Genomic DNA, 17,457 nt, shown 5'->3' on the forward strand with positions numbered 1-17,457 from the left:
GCGTGAGCCGCATGGATGCGGCGACCGAGCTTACATGGACGTACTTGCAGCGGCCCCCTCAACCGGACCCACCCCGCCAACCCACAGGAAACCAGCTTTTGACGTTGCTTCGGCCTCTGCGGGTTCCGGGCGCCGCCCGGACGACTACAATCCCGCTCATGCTGAAATTCTCGAATACCTCCCGCCAGGGGCGCCGATGAGCGGCCGTGGTGGCAATGACGGCCAGGTCCGCATCATCGGCGGGCGCTGGCGCAATACCCGGCTGCCGGTGCCGACCCTGCCGGGCCTGCGGCCCAGCAGCGATCGCGTGCGCGAAACCCTGTTCAACTGGCTGATGCCCAAGCTGGGCGGGGCCCGCGTGCTGGACCTGTTCGCCGGCAGCGGCGCGCTTGGGCTGGAAGCCGTCTCGCGCGGTGCCGCGCATGCCACCCTGGTCGAACGCGATCCGCAGCTGGGACGCAATCTGACCGCGGCCGTATCCAAACTGCAGGCGGGCGACAACGTCACGGTCGCCCAGACCGACGCGCTGCGCTGGCTGCAGGCCGCGCCGGCGCAGCAGGCCGATCTGGTGTTCATCGACCCGCCGTTCTCCGATGGCCTGTGGCAGGACGTGCTGGCCCAGCTGCCGCGGCATCTGGCCGCCGATGCCTGGCTGTACCTCGAGTCGCCAGCCAGCCACGTGCCGGTGCTGCCCCCGGAATGGCTGCTGCACCGCGATGGCAGCACCCGCGAGGTGCGCTTTGCCCTGTACCGCCGTGCCGCTGCTACACTTTGACCTCATCTGAACATCTGCAACCGCCCATGACCGTGGCCAACCGCCGCATCGCCGTCTATCCCGGCACGTTCGACCCCATCACCAACGGTCACATCGACCTGGTGAGCCGGGCCGCGCCGCTGTTTGAAAAGGTTGTGGTGGGCGTGGCGCAGAGCCCCTCGAAGGGACCGGCACTGCCGCTGGAACAGCGCGTGCAGCTGGCGCGTGGCGCTCTGGGCCACCACAGCAACGTCGAGGTCATCGGCTTCGATACGCTGCTGGCCCATTTTGTACGTTCGGTGCAGGGCGGCGTGCTGCTGCGCGGGCTGCGCGCGGTGTCCGACTTCGAGTACGAATTCCAGATGGCGAGCATGAACCGCCACCTGATCCCGGAGGTCGAGACCCTGTTCCTGACCCCGGCCGAGCAGCACAGCTTCATCTCGTCCTCGCTGGTCCGCGAGATCGCACGCCTGGGGGGCGATGTGTCCGGCTTCGTGCCGGCCGCCGTGCTCGATGCGCTGCGCAAGGTCCGCGAAGCGAAGTCGGCGCAGTCGTAAGCCCTGCCCAGCAGTAGATCCTGTAGTACCACGCACCCCATTACGCACACCAACACGCAACATTCCGGGAGGAAACCCATGAACAACACCATGCGCGCGATGCTGATCGCCTCGTTTGCCCTGGCTTTCACCGCCTGCAAGAAGGAAGAAGCCGCTCCGGTCGACGAAGCCAAGCAGGCGCTGGTCGCCCCGGCCAAGGAAGACGACGCAGGCTGGAAGAAGTACCTGCAGGAAGTGGCCATCCAGAACATGGGCAACATCACCAACAGCCCGTTCCTGTACTACCTCTCGCCGGAAACCGACCCGGACTTCCAGGCCAAGTACGAGCGCCAGACCGAGAGCGCGACCCAGGCCGTGGCCCGTGGCGTGCAGCCGGGCAACATGCTGGCCTTCGGTTCGTCGGCCTCGGGCAAGATGGCTGACATGATCCAGGTCGTGTTCAAGGACGTCTCGCCGGATTCGATGAAGGGCGTGCGCGTCGTCTTCATCGGCCAGTCCGCCGACAACGCCCGCGTGCAGGCCGTGGTCCAGCCGACCGGTGCCGAGTACATTTTCGTCGAAGCCAAGTAAGACCGAGCCGAGGCGGTCGTGCTGCGGCACGACCCGGGCGGCGCCCTGTGATGGGCGCCGCTGATGACCTGACCGGCCCGCGCGCCCGCGCAGGCCGGTCCTTGTCCCAAGGCGCGGGCGTGGAGTATCGCCATGTCGCTGAAAATAAATGAGCTCTGCGTCAACTGTGACGTATGCGAGCCGGCCTGCCCGAACCAGGCCATCACGATGGGTGAAACCATCTACGTGATCGACCCCGCCCGCTGTACCGAGTGCGTGGGCCATTTCGACGAACCGCAGTGCGTGGTCGTCTGCCCGGTCGAATGCATCGACCCCGATCCGGACATCGTCGAAACCGAAATCGAGCTGCTGGCCAAGCTGCGCCAACTGCAGCACGATCATCCCGAACTCTATGCGGAGCCCCCATCCGAATGAAGCCGTTCGCCCGCCCCCTGTTGTTGCTCGGCCTGCTGCTGAGCCCCGTCGCCTGGGCTGATGCCCCGGTCCGCGCCGAGCGCCCTGATGGCGCGGCCATCGCCAGCGGTCACGCCCTGGCCACGCAGGCCGGTGTCGACATCCTGGCCCAAGGCGGCAACGCCTTCGACGCGGCGGTGGCGGTGTCCTCGACCCTGGCCGTGGTCGAGCCGATCAGTTCTGGACTGGGCGGCGGCGGCTTCTTCCTGCTGCATGATGCGGCGACCGGCAAGGACGTGATGCTGGACGCGCGCGAGACCGCACCGGCCGCAGCCACGCCGCAGGCCTTCCTCGACAAGAAGGGCGACCTGGACCGCGACCGCTCGGTCAACGGCCCGTGGTCGGCCGGCATTCCCGGCCTGCCGGCGGCGCTGGTCGAACTGTCGGCCAAGCACGGCAAGCTGCCGCTGGCGGCCTCGCTGCAGCCTGCGATCCGTATCGCGCGTGACGGCTTCCCGGTCTATGAGCGCATGGCCAAGGGCTATGCCTCGCGCCGCGAAGTGATGGAGCGCTATCCCGGTACGCGCGAGGTCTACCTGCGCAATGGCAAGCCGATCGCCACCGGTGACCTGTTCAACCAGCCGGAACTGGCGCAGACCCTGGAGCGTCTGGCAGCAGGCGGCTTCGATGGCTTCTACAAGGGCCAGACCGGCAAGCTGCTGCTGGCCGGCGTGAAGCAGGCCGGTGGCAAGTGGACCGCCGAGGAACTTGCCGGCTACCGCGTGAAACAGCGCGCGCCGATCGTCTTCAACTACAACGGCTGGAAGATAACCACCGCGCCGCCGCCGTCCTCCGGTGGCATCGCCCTGGCCAGCATGCTGCAGATCCTGGAAGGCTGGGACATCAAGCAGATGGATGCCGCGCACCGCACCCATCTGGTGGTCGAGTCGATGCGTCGTGCCTACCGTGACCGCACCTTCTTCCTCGGCGATCCGGATTTCGTGCAGATCCCGCAGAAGGTGCTGGCCAGCAAGGATTACGCGCAGGGCCTGCGTGCCACCATCCACCCGGAAAAGGCCACCCCCAGCGACCTGCTGTCGGGTAACCCGACGCCGCTGGAAGATGACGAGACCACCCATTTCTCGATCATCGACCGTGACGGCAACCGTGTCGGCGCCACCCAGACCGTCAACCTGCTGTACGGCTCGGGCCTGATTCCGAAGGGCACCGGTGTGCTGCTGAACAACGAGATGGACGACTTCGCGCTGAAGCCGGGCACGCCCAACGCGTTTGGCGTGATGGGTTACGCCGCCAATGCACCGAAAGCGGGCAAGCGCATGCTCAGCTCGATGACGCCGACGTTCATGGAGAACGACGACAAGGTGATCGTGCTTGGCACGCCCGGTGGCAGCCGCATCATCACCATGGTGCTGCTGGGCATCCTCGGCTACGACGCTGGCCTGGATGCGCAGCAGGTTGCCGCGCTGCCGCGCTACCACCACCAGTGGCTGCCGGATCTGATCGAAGCCGAAAGCAATGCGTTCGACGCCGCCACCATCAAGCAGCTGCAGGCGATGGGCCACAAGATCGACCTGCCGGGCGAGGTCGCTGCCGGCGGCCGTGGTTCCAGCCACGTATGGGGCAACCTGCAGACGGTGGAGTGGGACCGCAAGGCCAACAAGCTGTTTGGCGGCAGCGATCCGCGCAACCCGGTCGGCAGCGCCCAGGTCGTGCCGGCTCCCTGATCCGGCGGTAGCGCCGGGCCATGCCCGGCGGATGCAACCTGAGAACCCCGCCCGCAACGGCGGGGTTTTTCATTTTCCCGCTAGCGATTATTTAACGAGCGGCGACCGATAATTGCGCCATGAAACTATGGTCGATCCGCGGTAATACCCAGCGCCTGGATGGCGGTGCAATGTTCGGCAATGCGCCGCGTGCGTTGTGGGAGAAATGGGCAGCGCCAGACGAGCTCAATCGCATCGAGCTGGCTTGCCGCGCGTTGTTGGCGAGCCCGCTGGAAGGCAAGACGGTGCTGTTCGAAACCGGCATCGGTGCGTTTTTCGATCCGCGCATGCGCGAGCGCTATGGCGTGCAGGAAAGCCAGCATGTGCTGATCGATTCACTGCGCGAAGCCGGCTTTGAGCACGAAGACATCGACGTGGTGGTGCTCAGCCATCTGCATTTCGATCATGCCGGTGGCCTGCTGGCCGCGTGGCGCGAAGGCCGCGAACCGGAACTGCTGTTCCCCAATGCGACGTACGTGGTTGGTGCGCAGCATTGGCAGCGCGCGTTGCAGCCGCACCCGCGCGATCGTGCCAGCTTCATTCCGGAACTGCCGGGCCTGCTGCAGGCCAGTGGGCGCCTGGAAGTGGTGGACGGTGAGTACTCGAAGGTGCTCGGCCACAGCGTGCGCTTCAGTTACAGCGACGGCCACACGCCGGGGCTGATGCTGGCCGAGATCGTGGGGCAGGGCCATGCAGGCGCAGGGGCGCACGGCGGTGTGGTGTTCTGCGCCGATCTGATTCCCGGTCGTTCGTGGGTGCACGTGCCGATCACGATGGGCTACGACCGCAATGCCGAGCTGCTGATCGACGAGAAGCGGCAGTTCCTGGAAGACAAGCTGGCGCGCAACGTGCATCTGTTCTTCACCCATGATCCGCAGGTGGCGCTGGCGCAGGTCGGGCGGGATGAGAAGGGGCGTTTCGTTACGCTGCATGAGCAGGGCGAGTTGAAGGCGCGGGCGTTGGGGTGAGGTTTGCCGGCAGGGCTGCGCCCTGCACCTGCCGAAGCCGAAGCAACCGCAACAGCAACAGCGGCCAATCCGTGGGGTGGCGGGGCGGTGTCGGATGGCGGGGACGCCGCAAGTACGTCCCTGTAGGCTTGGCAGCCGCATCCATGCGGCTGACACCCCGCAATCCGACACCGCCCCGCCTTCGACAGTTTTCCGGTGGCCAGTAGATCCACGCCGTGCGTGGATGGGACTTTCTTCAGTAGATCCACGCCATGCGTGGATGGGCCTTTCTTCGCTGTTTTTACGATGCCTTGAGGCAGCTGCTCATGAAGGTCTTGCGGGCGTCGCCGGCGAGCTTCCTGGTGGCGGCGTCGGCGTTGCACTTCTTCATGCGTTCCTGCGGCGTGGTGGGGGTTGCCGGGGCGGCTGCGTGCGAGCTCAGGCATGCGCTCTGCGCGGACTTGTAGGCGTCGCCCTTCAGCCCTTTGTTCTTGGCCGAGCAGTCGGCCATGCGCTGCTGCTGCGGGGTGGCTGCGTTGGCGGCAAGCGGCAGGCTGAGCAGCAGGGCGGCGGCGAGCAGGAATGATGCTTTCATGGTGGCTCCAGGGCAGGGCGGGTGCGCGGAGCATTCGCCCGTCGCCGCAAAGCCGGCGTGAAGGTGCCTGGAGCTGGTGGAGCACTTCCTTTCGAAAGCGCTCCGACCCCGGTCGATCTCAGCCCACGCGGGTACCGAAGATGCGGTCGCCGGCATCACCCAGACCCGGCAGGATGTAGCCCTTGTCGTTGAGCTGCGCGTCGATCGCGGCGGTGTAGATCTCCACGTCCGGGTGCACGGCCTTCACTGCTTCGATGCCCTCCGGTGCGGCAACCAGGAAGATGCCCTTGATCCGGCGGGCACCGGCGCGCTTGAGCATGTCGATGGTGGCGATCAGGGTGCCGCCAGTGGCCAGCATCGGGTCGAGGATCAGCGCGTCACGCTCTTCCAGGCGGCCGGTCAGGCGCTCGAAGTAGGGCACTGGCTGCAGGGTTTCTTCATCGCGCTGCAGGCCGACCACGCTGACGCGGGCGGCCGGGATCAGCGACAGCACGCCGCTGAGCATGCCCAGGCCGGCGCGCAGGATCGGCACCACGGTGATCTTGGCGCCGGCGATGCGCTGCACAGTGACCGGGCCGGACCAGCCCGGCAGGGTGTGCGGCTCGGTTTCCAGGTCGGCGGTGGCCTCGTAGGCCAGCAGCGTGCCAAGTTCGTTGGCCAGTTCGCGGAAATCCTTGGTGCTGAGCGCGGCGTTGCGCATCAGGCCGATCTTGTGCTGCACCAGCGGGTGGCGCACTTCGACGATCTTCATGGGAGGGTCTGGCAGAAGGGGAGAGCCCCATTTTAAGCGGAATGCGCGGTGCTGCCGAGCTGGCGCCGGCAGGCCGGCTCCACCGGTGTCATGCCCATGCAACCTCGCGGACATACCGTGCTGACCCAATCTTTACACCGTTGGGGATAGCTGTGCAGAAGAAGAACACGTTGGGCCTGGCAATCAGCCTCTCGCTGCTGGTGACGGCCAGCCCGTCGCTGCTGGCAGCCGAAACTGCTGCAGGGGCCGGCGGCGGCGGCGCGGCGACCGATCTGGACCGCATCGAAGTGCGTGCGCAGCTGGAATCGCAGGTACGCGCGGTTGACCTCAAGCGCAGCAGCGACGCCATCGAAGACGCTGTGTCCTCCGACGCGCTGGGCCAGTACCCGGACAAGAACGTGGCCGAGTCGCTGCAGCGCCTGCCGGGCATCAGCGTAACCCGTGACCAGGGCGAAGGCCGTTTCGTGGTGGTGCGTGGCCTGGATGCCAACCTCAACAGCGTCAGCGTCGACGGCATCGCCATCGGCACCCCGGAAGATTCCAGCCGCGCCGCGCCGCTGGATGTGATTCCGTCCGATTCGACCGAGCGCCTGCGCGTGGTCAAGTCGCCGACCCCGGACATGCCGGGCGACGCCATCGGCGGCGCGATCCTGGTTGAATCGGCCTCGGCCTTCGATCGTGACGGCCGCAGCCTGCGCGGCAAGATCGAAGCCAGCCACCAGCAGCTGTCCGGCGAAACCAGCCCGAAGGCCGCTTTCAACTACAGCGAAGTGTTCAACGACACCTTCGGCGTGGCGCTGGGCGTGAACTACCAGAAGCGCAAGTTCGAATCGGACAACACCGAAGTGGAGTACGACGGCGAAGACGATGCCGCGCCGGGCGACGTCACCGCGATCAACCTGCAGCACCGCAAGTATGAGATCGAGCGCAAGCGCATCGGCGCCAACCTCAACCTGGACTGGCGCCCGAACGAGGACAGCAAGTACTACCTGCGTGCGCTGTACAGCCAGTTCGACGACGCCGAAACCCGCCAGCGCGTGATCTTCAATTTCGACGACGCGAAGATGGTCAAGACCGGTACCGACCAGTATCGCCTGGACGGCATGCCGAAGGATTCCATCGACAAGCGCATGCGTTACCGCACCAAGGAAGAGAACACCTTCGCGGCCAGCGTGGGCGGCGAGAACAAGTTGACCAACGCCGTGGTCGATTACAAGCTCGGCTTCACCCGGACCGAAGAGCGGGTGAACGATGAGATGGAGGCGCGCTTCAAGCTCAACGGCAAGGCGTTCAACGGCACGCTGGACCAGAGCAGCCGCCTGCCCAGCTACACCTTCGACAATCCGCAGTGGCTGGACAACGGCAACTACGCGTTCGATCGCTTCGTGATCTCGCCCAAGCAGGTGAACGACAAGGAACACAGCGCGCAGGTCAACGTGCGCTTCGACGGCGACAACAGCAGCATCAAGTTCGGCCTGCTGGGACGCTGGCGCGACCGCGACGTCAACGTCGACGAAAGCGAACTGCGTGTCGGCCCGAAGGTCGCGCTGTCGAGCTGGACCACCGGCTCGCCCGACTACCGTCATGGCACGCTGGGCGATGGCATGGATTCGGATGCCATGCGCGCGTACTGGGCGGCCAACAGCGGCCAGTTCAGCGCCCGTCCGCAGGACGTCGGTGCCAATGCGATGACGTCGCTGGAAGAGGACTACACCGCCAGTGAAGACATCTTCGCCAGCTATGCCATGGGCACGTGGGATGTCGGTGCGCTGCGCATCATCGGTGGCGTGCGCGTGGAGAACACCCGCTTCAAGGCCGAGGGCAACCAGGTCGATGTGGCTGCCAACGGCCGCAGCTACACCGTGACCCCGCGCGTGGCCAACAGCAGCTACACCAACGTACTGCCGGGCCTGCACCTGCGCTACGACGCGGCCGATGACTGGGTGCTGCGTGCTTCGGCCAACAAGACCGTTTCGCGCCCGTCCTTCGGCGATATCTCGCCGCGCGTCGGCTACAGCCGTGGCGACGAGGAAGTGCGCCTGGGCAACCCGGAGCTGGACCCGTACGAGTCGAAGAACATCGATCTGTCGGTGGAGAAGTACCTCGGCAGCAGCGGCATCGTTTCGCTCGGTCTGTTCCACAAGTCCATCGACGGCTACATCGTGCAGACCGTGCGTACCAATGATCCGGCGTACGGCGGTTTCGACGTGACCCAGCCGATCAATGGCCGCAAGGCCACGGTGCGTGGTGCGGAGCTGAACTGGCAGCAGCAGCTGGCCTTCCTGCCCGCCGGCCTGGACGGCCTGCTGGTGGGCGCCAGCGGCACCTGGCTGGATACCGACTTCGACGCCGGCATCGAGGATCGCGCCGGTGAGGACTTCACCTTGCCGCGCGCCTCCAAGCACGTGTACAGCGCACACATCGGCTATGAGAAGTACGGCCTCAGCACGCGCCTGGCGGCGGTGTACCGCAGCGAGTACCTGGACAGCATCGGCAAGGGCCGTGCGTTCGACATCTATGTGGCGCCCAACACCCAGCTCGATTTCTCGCTGGACTACAGGTTCAACGCGAACGTGAGCGTGTACTTTGAAGCGCAGAACCTGCTGGACAAGCCGTTGGAGCTGTACCAGGGCACGCGCTCGCGCACCCTGCAGCTGGAAGAGTACGGCCGCACCTACGCCGTTGGCCTGAAGGTGGCACTGTGATGGTGCGCGGCATGACCCTGATGGCCGCCTCGCTGGCCGCCGTTCTTGCCGCCGGCTGCACACCGGCAGCGGACAAGGCGCCGGCTGCGGCCGGCGCTGCGGCACCCGTCGAGCGCAAGGTGGTGACCATCGCCGAGGCGTTCCTGACCCCGATGACCCCGGCCGACAACATCGATTCGCCGGCTTCCTGGCAGGCACCGGATGGCAAGACCTGGTTGATCGCCACGGCCAAGGCCACCGACAAGCTGGTGGTCTACGACGGCAGCACTGGCCAGCACCTGCGTGACGTCGGCAGCACCGGCACCGATCTGGGCCAGTTCGATCGTCCCAATGGCATCGCAGTGATCGATGACCTGCTGTGGATCGTCGAGCGCGACAACCACCGTGTGCAGGTGCTTTCGCTGCCGGACTTCACGCCGTTGGCTACATTCGGTGCCGACGACCTGCGCAAGCCCTACGGCCTGTGGGTGGACCGCCGGGTCGATGGCTACAGCGTCTACGTCACCGACTCCTGGGACAACGGCGAGGACGCACAGGGCAAGGACATCCTGCCGCCGCTGGCCGAGCTGGACAAGCGCGTGCGCCAGTACCACGTGATCCGCGACGGTACCAAGGTCCAGGCAACGCTGTCGGCCAGCATCGGTGATACCAGCGAAGCCGGCGCGCTGCGCGTGGTCGAATCGATCTGGGGTGATCCGGCCAATGATCGCCTGCTGATCGCCGAAGAGGACGAAAGCTACGCCAGCGAATTCAAGGTCTATACCCTTGCGGGGCGCTTCACCGGCACTACCTTCGGCCGCGACGTGTTCAAGGCGCAGGCCGAAGGCGTGATGCTGCGCACCTGTGGCAAGGACGGCTGGTGGATCACCACCGAGCAGGGCAAGCAGCGCAGCGTGTTCCATCTGTTCGACCGCCATACGCTGAAGCCGGTAGGCGCGTTCCAGGGCAATACCGTGGCCAACACCGATGGCATCTGGATGATGCAGCAGCCGACGCCGCGGTTCCCGCACGGCGCTCTCTACGCGGTGCACGATGACCAGGGCGTGGTGGCCTTCGACTGGGAGAGCATTGCCAAGCAGCTGGCCCTGCCGCTGGAGTGCGGTTCGTGAGCGCGCGTTTGATGCGCTTGCTTGCGGTCGGCCTGCTGTTGGCATTGTCATCGGTGGCGATGGCGGCGGCCGAGCCCAACACCCAGGTGCCGTCGGGTAGCCGTTACTACGCAGCCGCATCGGTGCCGGACCGCATCGTCGCCTCTCCGTCGGTCGACCCCAGCCACGGCTTCGCGGTGGCCTGGCGCACCGACGGCAGCGTGCAGTCGCCGCTGCTGGAAATCGCACTGGCCGACGATTCGCCGGCCATCGAGGGCATCCGCCAGCTGCGCGCAACCACCCAGGTGCTACAGACCGAGAACGGCCTGTCGCATCATCATCGCGCCGACATTGACGGCCTGCAGCCGGACACCCTGTACGTCTATCGCGTACAGGGCAATGGCAGCTGGAGCGCGTGGAACCAGCTGCGCACGCTGGCCGCTGCCGAGCAGCCGCTGACCCTGCTGTATTTCGGCGACACCCAGAACAAGAACGTCAGCCATGTCAGCCGCGTGGTGCGGGCCGCACAGAAGGCCGCACCGGATGCGCGGATCAGCCTGTTTGCCGGTGACCTGGTCAGTGGTGGCGACAACATGGACGACAGCGAATGGGGCGAGTGGTTCGCCGCCACCAGCTGGCTGGCACAGGAGACGCTGGTGGCGCCGGCGATCGGCAACCACGAGTATTTCGAGGAATTCGAGGACACCCCGCAGGAGCGCCGCGTACTGGGCCGTCATTGGCCGGTGACCTTCGCCCTGCCGGACAACGGTGCCAATGCCGCGGCGGGTACCAGCTACTGGTTCGATGCGCAGGGCGTGCGCGTGGCCGTGGTCGACGGCACATCAGCGCTGGATCTCGGCACCGCCAAGGCGCAGGCGCAGTGGCTGGACAAGGTGCTGACCGGCAACCGGCAGCCGTGGACCATCGTGCTGCTGCACCAGCCGTTCTATTCACCGCGCGAGGGCCGCGAAAATGCTGCCCTGCGCAAGGTGCTGCTGCCGGTGGTGCGACGCCACAAGGTCGATCTGGTGCTGCAGGGGCATGACCACACCTACGGCCGTCGCGGTGAAGGGCAGGCCGCAACGCCGCAGTACGTGGTGACCGTAGCAGGGCCGAAGCAGTACCGGCTGTCGGACGAGGCGCGCAGGACGATGGAGCCAGTGGGCGAGGACACCCAGCTGTTCCAGGTGTTGCGTATCGATCCGCAGCACCTGCGCTACGAGGCGCGCACGGTTACCGGACGCCTGTACGACGCCTTCGAGCTGACGCGAGATGACAATGGCGGCAAGCAGCGGGTGGAGCACCAGGAAGGGCGGATTGCACCGCGTGATTGTGCACGTGCGCAGACCGCCAAGGGCCGCACCGACCGCTGCTGGGAGTGAGGACAGACCGATGAGCACGCGCCCGCGCATCGTTCCGATGGCCGCCATTGCCGTTGCCCTGCTGCTGATGGGCAGCGCGGTGGCTGCCGCGGATTCGGTCCTGCACCCGTTCCTGACCGCCCAGCCGAAGCAGGCGCCGCAGGAAAGAAAGACGGGCGGGTGATCAACGAAGGCATGAAGTAGATCCACGCCATGCGTGGATTGAACCTTCCCGTGCACCATCCACGCACGGCGTGGATCTACTGCAGCACGTCCGGGAACAGTTCTGCCTCGTCCGTGCCACCCAGCAGCGCCGAAACAGGCGCCGCAGGAAAGAAAGACGGGCGGGTGATCAACGAGGGCATGGAGTAGATCCACGCCATGCGTGGATTGAACCTTCCCGTGCACCATCCACGCACGGCGTGGATCTACTGCAGCGCGTCCAGGAACAGTTCTGCCTCGTCCGTGCCGCTCAGCAGCGCCGAAGCAGGCGCCGCAGGAAAGAAAGACGGGCGGGTGATCAACGAAGGCATGAAGTAGATCCACGCCATGCGTGGATTGAACCTTCCCGTGCACCATCCACGCACGGCGTGGATCTACTGCAGCGCGTCCAGGAACAGTTCTGCCTCGTCCGTGTCGCCCAGCACCGCAGCGACAGCGCGCAGCGCCGCTTCGCGATGTTCGGGACGGATCCCACCATCATCGTCATCGCTGTACAGGTCCTCATCGGCCTCGAGGTAAACGCTGCCCGCCGCCGCCAATGCGGCCATCAAGGTCGGTACGTCGGCGACGAACGTGTCGGCGTCCCAATGCCCCGCGCCATGACGGGCGAACAGCACGCGGCCGTCGTTGATGTCGAGGATGAGGGGATCGGCGCCACGGTCGGCGATCACCAGCCAGTGTGCTGGCCAGTCGCTGATCGGTTCGCCATCGATGCCGTTCCAGCGGTAGCCCGCCTGATACGCCCACAGGCGCTGCAACGGCGGCAGCCACACCTCTACGCCCGGTACGGTGATGCCGCTGGGGCCTTTGGCAGGATTGAATACCTCACCGAACGGGCCGACGCGTGCATAGAATCCGGCCAGCACGTCCGGCAACGGGAATGGTCCCTGCCACGCATCAGCGTGTTGCGGTTGCAGGGTGCCGAAGCGGGCAAACGTTGCGCGAAGATCATCCATGACGAGGGCAGGGCGGAAGCAGGACAGCACGCAGCCTAGCAGAGGCCGTCGCACGCATCGCCTTCACCGCCACTGGCTATCATGGCCGACCAGGACAGAGAGGCAGTGCACGTGTCGGTAGCGTTGGTATGGTTCCGTCGGGACCTGCGGTTGCAGGACAATCCGGCGCTGCAGGCGGCGCTGGAAGCGGGCCACGATGTGGTGCCGGTCTACATCCACGCCCCGCACGAAGAGGGCGATTGGGCGCCGGGTGCCGCGTCGAACGCCTGGCGCCACCGCTCGCTGGCAGCGCTGGATGGCGACCTGCGTGCACGCGGCTCCTCGCTGGTGCTGCGCACCGGCGACAGCCTGCCGACACTGCAGGCGCTGATTCAACAGACCGGCGCCGAGGCGGTGTACTGGAACCGCAAGTACGAGCCGGCGACGCAATCGCGCGATGCCGCCGTCAAACGCACGCTGCGCGAGCAGGGCATTGATGCGCAGAGCTGCAACGGCAGCCTGCTGTTCGAGCCTTGGGACATCGCCACCCAGCAGGGTCAGCCCTACAAGGTATTCACCCCGTACTGGCGCAACGTGCTCAGCCATTGGCGATTGCCGGCCCTGCAGGAGGCGCCGCGCAGATTGACCGCACACACGGTCGAAGGCCTGGCGCTGGACGCGCTGCAGCTGGCGCCGTCGTTGCAGTGGGACTCCGGCTTCTGGGAGCACTGGCAGCCGGGTGAGGCCGGTGCGCTCGAGGCGCTGTCCGTGTTCGAGGAGGGTGCGCTGCGCGGCTATCGCGAGCAGCGCGATCTGCCGGATCGGGTAGGTACCTCGCGGCTGTCGCCGCACCTGCATTTCGGCGAAATTGCCCCGTGGCGCATTGCCCACGTGCTGGAAGGCCTGCGCAGCGCCGCGACCGATGCCGACATCGACGGCTACCTGCGCCAGCTCGGCTGGCGTGACTTCGCCTACCACCTGCTGCACCACTTCCCGAAAACGCCCACGGACAATCTCAACCCGCGTTTCGACCGTTTCCCCTGGGCCAACCCCAGTGCCGCCCAGCTGCAGGACTGGCAGCGCGGCAACACCGGCGTGCCCATCGTCGATGCTGGCCTGCGCGAACTCTGGCATACCGGTTACATGCACAACCGGGTGCGGATGATCGTCGCCAGCTACCTGTGCAAGCACCTGCGTGCGCATTGGCTGCACGGCGCCCACTGGTTCTGGGACACGCTGGTGGATGCGGACCTGGCCAACAATACGATGGGGTGGCAGTGGGTGGCCGGTACCGGTGCCGACGCGGCTCCCTATTTCCGGGTATTCAATCCCGTTACCCAGGCCGAGAAGTTCGATCCACAAGCGAGTTACATCAGTCGTTGGGTGCCGGAGCTGGCGGCGCTGCCGGTGAAGGCGCGGTTCGCTCCCTGGCAGCACCCGCAGCTGTTGGCCGAACGCGCGCCCGGGTATCCGCGTACGCCGCTGGTGGACCTGGCGGCAGGCCGTGATGCGGCACTGGCCGCCTACCGTCAGTCGGCGGCGGGGTAAAGCGCTGGCTGAGCGGTCCAGACAGCTAGCTGAACACGTCCCTGTCGGCCGCTGCGATCATCATGCCGACATCGCGTCCGGCTGTTTATCCTCGTTGCCGCCCGCAAGCCGCCGGCCCGACCGGAAACCAAGGAGAAAACCATGATCCGCAATACCACCCGCAACGTCGCACTGGCCCTGATGAGTGCGGCCGTCCTGTCGGCCTGCGCCACCGGCGGCTCCTATGTGCAGAGTGATCCGTACGGCAACCCGACCGAGCAGCAGAACCGCACCGGCCGCAATGCCCTGATCGGTACCGCCATCGGCGTGGCCGCGGGCCTGCTGACCGGCGACAGCGCGACCGAGCGTCGCCAGCATGCGCTGATCGGCGCGGGTATCGGTGCACTCAGCGGCGCCGCCGTGGGTCAGTACCAGGATCGCCAGGAGCGCGCGCTGCGCGAGCGCACCGCCAACACCGGCATCGACGTTGAGCGCCAGGGCGACAACATCATGCTGAACCTGCCGGACGGCATCACCTTCGATTTCGGCAAGTCGGCGCTGAAGCCGCAGTTCTACGGCTCGCTCAATGGCGTTGCTGGCACCCTGCGCGATTACAACCAGACCATGATCGAAGTGGTCGGCCACACCGACAGCATCGGCAGCGACGCGGTCAACAACCGCCTGTCCAAGGAACGCGCTGATTCGGTGGCGCAGTACCTGATCGGCCAGGGTGTGCAGAGCGTGCGCATCGAGACCCTGGGCGCTGGCAAGTCCTACCCGATTGCCGACAACAGCACCGATGCCGGCCGTGCCAAGAACCGCCGCGTCGAGATCCGAGTGATTCCTCTGAAGCAATAACGCGCAGCGTTATTGCTGTTCCGGCGCAGCCGGAACCAAAATGCCGCCCTTGCAGGCGGCATTTTTTGTAGGTGCCGAGCTCGCTCGGCACGCCGATAGCGCATGTGGAAAGCCGTGCCGACCAAGGTCGGCATCTACCAGGATGGGCGCGCGGCATTGTTGTGGATTACGCCGCCGACGCCGCCACCTTCTCCAGAATCCGCTTGCCGCTGCTCGCCAGCGCCGCTTCTTCCTGTTCCTGCTGCTGCCGCGCCAGCTTCGCACCGGGGCACTGCGCCAGCATGTAGTTGGCGTCGAAGTTGAGCTTCTCCACCAGGAAATCGACGAACGCGCGCACCTTCGGCGAGACCAGGCGGCCGCCGGCGAACACGGCATTGAAATCCACTTCCGGACCGGTCCAACCGGCCAGCACGCGGCGCACCATGCCCGACTCGACGAACGGCTTGGCCATCACGTCGCCGGTCAGCAGCAGGCCTTCGCCGCACACCAGCGCACCATTCAGCGCCGACATATCGTTGGCCGTCATCAGCGGCGTCACCGGGAAGTCGCGCAGCTCGCCGCCGTTCTCGCCCAGCTGCCAGGTAAAGCGTGGCGAATTGCCTGTGTGGTACGGCTTGCGCATGGCCAGGATGCGGTGGAACTGCAGCTCTTCCGGATGCAGCGGCTCGCCGTAGCGCTCGATGTAGGCCGGGCTGGCGAACACCTGCGTGCGCAGGCTGCCAAGCTTGCGCGCCACCAGGTTGGAATCGGGCAGGGCACCCACGCGCAGGGCGAGATCGGCCTCGCCGGCGATCAGGTCCAGCTTCTCGTTGCCCATGTGCATGTCCAGGCGGATCTCCGGGTACTGCGCATGGAACTGGCCCAGCAGCGGTGCGATCCAGGTGATGCCGATCGAATAGGGCACGGTGAAGCGCAGCCACCCGCGCGGGCCGGACTGCAGCTGGCTGACCGCGCTTTCGGCTTCTTCAAGCTCGCGCGCGATGCGCTGGCAATGCTCGTGATAGATCGAGCCGGCCTCGGTGAGGCCGAGGCGGCGCGTGGTCCGGTGCAGCAGGCGCGCACCGAGGCGCGTTTCCAGTTCCTGCACCTTGCGGCTGACCGTGGTCTTGGGTAGGCCGAGCGATTTGGCAGCCGCGATGAAGCTGCCTTGCTCGACCACTTTGACGAAGATCAGCGTCTCGTTGAGATCGTGGGACATGGTCAGGAATCCTGGACGTCGGGGATGGGGCAATCGTGACAGAACGATTGGACCGGGGACGGGATGATTATTCCCCTTAATCAGGACTAATCAAGTAGGGGTTTGAGGTCTATCGTGGCGCCATTCGCTAATTGGAGCCCGTCCGCCATGAGCCTGCGCAACATTCTTGCCCGTTTCCGGATTGCCGGCCAGAACGCTCTGGACCTGGCAATGACCGTCGAATCCCGTCCCAGCTCCTTGGTTAACAAGGATTTTCGGGAGTTTACCGCACCCATGCGTCAGCAGCGTGGCGGTGCCTTGCGCCTCGCTTCGCACAAGGGTGACCGACTGCGTCGAATCGGGACTATCCCGGATTTGGGAGGAAATGTCCCGTGAATGGGATTCTGACCCCCGAAGTCCTGGTTCTCGGCGGCACCGGTGCCGTCGGCCAGGGTGTGGTCGGCGCGCTGCTGGAGGCCGGCAGCCCCGTGCTGGTGGTCGGCCGCGATCCGCGCCGCCTGGCGGCGTTACACGAGCAGTTCGCCGGTGAGCCGGGCCTGCAGACGATGCTGGGTTCGCTCAGCGACGACGGCTCGGCACGCGCGCTGGCCGAACGCGTGACGCAGCGTCCGCGTCCGCTGGCGGCGGTGATCGCGGCAATGGGCGGTCCGTACAACCGCGGTCGTGTGGTCGAGCGTGGTGGCGACGCACTGTCGGCGGCATTGCAGGCTGACCTGATGCCGCATGTGCACGCGGTGCGTCATCTGTTGCCGCTGCTGCAGGACAACGTGCATGCCCGTCGCTACGTGATGATCGGCAGCCCGGCCGGGCTGAAGCCCTGGGCCGGTTATGGCGAGACCTCGATCACCACGGCCGCGCTGCGCATGTACGCGCAGGTGGTACACCAGGAAGCGCAGGCCGTGGGCGTTCGTGCGCAGATGCTGGAAGTATGCAGCCCGGTATGCACCCCGGCCAACGCCGCCAACGCCTGCATCGAATGGCCCAGTTCGCTGCTGGTCGGTCGCCGCGTGGTGTCCCTGCTCGATGGTTGCCGCGACAACCGTGCGATCGTCCGTTGCGACAGCAGTGATGCCGAACTGCCGCGCGGCCTGCTGCACCTGGAAATACCGCCGCTGTGGCGCGACACCGCAGGCGTTGCTTGACCTCAGCCTTGGTTGAGGTCGCAGGATACGCCGCCAAAAGTTGATAGCAATTCTCAAATAGCTGTACCAC

General features: G+C 66.1%; 19 protein-coding genes and 1 pseudogene. 14 read left to right on the plus strand and 6 right to left on the minus strand.

Going from position 1 to position 17,457, the window contains the following annotated elements; genetic code table 11:
- Positions 1-196 precede the first annotated feature (196 nt).
- The 6 genes from rsmD to AC13GI_RS15175 all read left to right on the plus strand — a co-directional run bounded on the left by rsmD (position 197) and on the right by AC13GI_RS15175 (position 5,026).
- Positions 197-775 (plus strand): 16S rRNA (guanine(966)-N(2))-methyltransferase RsmD, encoded by a 579-nt coding sequence (gene rsmD / locus AC13GI_RS15150; RefSeq protein ID WP_482996717.1) that lies wholly within the window; start codon positions 197-199, stop codon positions 773-775.
- Positions 776-801: 26 nt separating this feature from the next.
- Positions 802-1,311, plus strand: a complete 510-nt coding sequence (gene coaD / locus AC13GI_RS15155; protein ID WP_099820155.1) for a pantetheine-phosphate adenylyltransferase — start codon at positions 802-804, stop codon at positions 1,309-1,311.
- Between the two features lie 78 nt (positions 1,312-1,389).
- Positions 1,390-1,881: a hypothetical protein gene (locus AC13GI_RS15160; protein ID WP_089240385.1), complete on the plus strand. Its 492-nt coding sequence runs from the start codon at positions 1,390-1,392 to the stop codon at positions 1,879-1,881.
- A 132-nt stretch (positions 1,882-2,013) separates the two neighbouring features.
- Entirely contained in the window at positions 2,014-2,295 is a 282-nt protein-coding gene (locus tag AC13GI_RS15165) for a YfhL family 4Fe-4S dicluster ferredoxin (protein ID WP_025878828.1), read from the plus strand.
- On the plus strand, positions 2,292-4,019 hold the full coding sequence (gene ggt, locus AC13GI_RS15170; protein ID WP_482996718.1) for a gamma-glutamyltransferase: 1,728 nt from the start codon (positions 2,292-2,294) through the stop codon (positions 4,017-4,019). The genes AC13GI_RS15165 and ggt overlap by 4 nt, the downstream gene beginning before the upstream one ends.
- A gap of 119 nt (positions 4,020-4,138) precedes the next feature.
- The gene (locus tag AC13GI_RS15175; RefSeq protein WP_099820157.1) at positions 4,139-5,026 is read left to right on the plus strand and encodes an MBL fold metallo-hydrolase; all 888 of its coding nucleotides are present in this window, start codon (positions 4,139-4,141) and stop codon (positions 5,024-5,026) included.
- Between the two features lie 280 nt (positions 5,027-5,306).
- On the opposite strand, the gene AC13GI_RS15180 is transcribed toward AC13GI_RS15175, so the two are convergent.
- Positions 5,307-5,600, minus strand: a complete 294-nt coding sequence (locus AC13GI_RS15180) for a PsiF family protein (RefSeq protein ID WP_099820158.1) — start codon at positions 5,598-5,600, stop codon at positions 5,307-5,309.
- Positions 5,601-5,718: 118 nt separating this feature from the next.
- Positions 5,719-6,351 (minus strand): uracil phosphoribosyltransferase, encoded by a 633-nt coding sequence (gene upp / locus AC13GI_RS15185; RefSeq protein WP_025878832.1) that lies wholly within the window; start codon positions 6,349-6,351, stop codon positions 5,719-5,721.
- 152 nt (positions 6,352-6,503) lie between these two features.
- Here upp and AC13GI_RS15190 point away from each other — a divergent pair, with 152 nt between their 5' ends.
- From AC13GI_RS15190 to AC13GI_RS15205, 4 genes and pseudogenes are all read left to right on the plus strand, one after another.
- Positions 6,504-9,056 carry a TonB-dependent receptor gene (locus AC13GI_RS15190; protein WP_482996719.1) on the plus strand — a complete coding sequence of 851 codons (2,553 nt, stop codon included), beginning with the start codon at positions 6,504-6,506 and terminating at the stop codon, positions 9,054-9,056.
- Positions 9,056-10,165: an NHL repeat-containing protein gene (locus AC13GI_RS15195; RefSeq protein ID WP_099820160.1), complete on the plus strand. Its 1,110-nt coding sequence runs from the start codon at positions 9,056-9,058 to the stop codon at positions 10,163-10,165. Before AC13GI_RS15190 ends, AC13GI_RS15195 begins: the two co-directional genes overlap by 1 nt.
- An 11-nt stretch (positions 10,166-10,176) precedes the next feature.
- Positions 10,177-11,526 (plus strand): purple acid phosphatase family protein, encoded by a 1,350-nt coding sequence (locus AC13GI_RS15200; RefSeq protein ID WP_099820214.1) that lies wholly within the window; start codon positions 10,177-10,179, stop codon positions 11,524-11,526.
- 10 nt (positions 11,527-11,536) lie between these two features.
- Positions 11,537-11,671 (plus strand): annotated as a pseudogene (locus tag AC13GI_RS15205) (inorganic diphosphatase); the annotation flags it as partial.
- 94 nt (positions 11,672-11,765) lie between these two features.
- Here the strand turns inward: AC13GI_RS15205 and AC13GI_RS15210 are convergent.
- From AC13GI_RS15210 to AC13GI_RS15220, 3 genes are read right to left on the minus strand one after another with little or no spacing between them, the layout of a single operon-like run.
- On the minus strand, positions 11,766-11,888 hold the full coding sequence (locus AC13GI_RS15210; protein ID WP_279324054.1) for a hypothetical protein: 123 nt from the start codon (positions 11,886-11,888) through the stop codon (positions 11,766-11,768).
- 45 nt (positions 11,889-11,933) lie between these two features.
- Positions 11,934-12,056, minus strand: a complete 123-nt coding sequence (locus AC13GI_RS15215; protein WP_279324055.1) for a hypothetical protein — start codon at positions 12,054-12,056, stop codon at positions 11,934-11,936.
- 45 nt (positions 12,057-12,101) lie between these two features.
- Complete coding sequence (locus AC13GI_RS15220) at positions 12,102-12,683, minus strand: hypothetical protein (RefSeq protein ID WP_099820161.1); 582 nt, start codon at positions 12,681-12,683, stop codon at positions 12,102-12,104.
- A gap of 111 nt (positions 12,684-12,794) precedes the next feature.
- On the opposite strand from AC13GI_RS15220, the gene AC13GI_RS15225 reads away from it, so the two are divergent.
- Positions 12,795-14,210: a cryptochrome/photolyase family protein gene (locus tag AC13GI_RS15225; protein ID WP_099820215.1), complete on the plus strand. Its 1,416-nt coding sequence runs from the start codon at positions 12,795-12,797 to the stop codon at positions 14,208-14,210.
- Between the two features lie 141 nt (positions 14,211-14,351).
- A complete protein-coding gene (locus AC13GI_RS15230) occupies positions 14,352-15,047 on the plus strand; it encodes a YiaD family glycine zipper/OmpA-like lipoprotein (RefSeq protein WP_089240401.1) in 696 nt (231 codons plus the stop codon).
- A gap of 166 nt (positions 15,048-15,213) precedes the next feature.
- Here AC13GI_RS15230 and AC13GI_RS15235 read toward each other — a convergent pair whose 3' ends face one another.
- Positions 15,214-16,245: a LysR family transcriptional regulator gene (locus AC13GI_RS15235; protein ID WP_025878839.1), complete on the minus strand. Its 1,032-nt coding sequence runs from the start codon at positions 16,243-16,245 to the stop codon at positions 15,214-15,216.
- Between the two features lie 147 nt (positions 16,246-16,392).
- Here AC13GI_RS15235 and AC13GI_RS15240 point away from each other — a divergent pair, with 147 nt between their 5' ends.
- Both AC13GI_RS15240 and AC13GI_RS15245 read left to right on the plus strand, forming a co-directional pair.
- The gene (locus AC13GI_RS15240; protein ID WP_223494836.1) at positions 16,393-16,620 is read left to right on the plus strand and encodes a hypothetical protein; all 228 of its coding nucleotides are present in this window, start codon (positions 16,393-16,395) and stop codon (positions 16,618-16,620) included.
- Positions 16,617-17,387: an SDR family NAD(P)-dependent oxidoreductase gene (locus AC13GI_RS15245; protein ID WP_482996720.1), complete on the plus strand. Its 771-nt coding sequence runs from the start codon at positions 16,617-16,619 to the stop codon at positions 17,385-17,387. Before AC13GI_RS15240 ends, AC13GI_RS15245 begins: the two co-directional genes overlap by 4 nt.
- Positions 17,388-17,457 lie beyond the last annotated feature (70 nt).

It is taken from the genome of Stenotrophomonas sp. 82F1, from assembly GCF_056861525.1.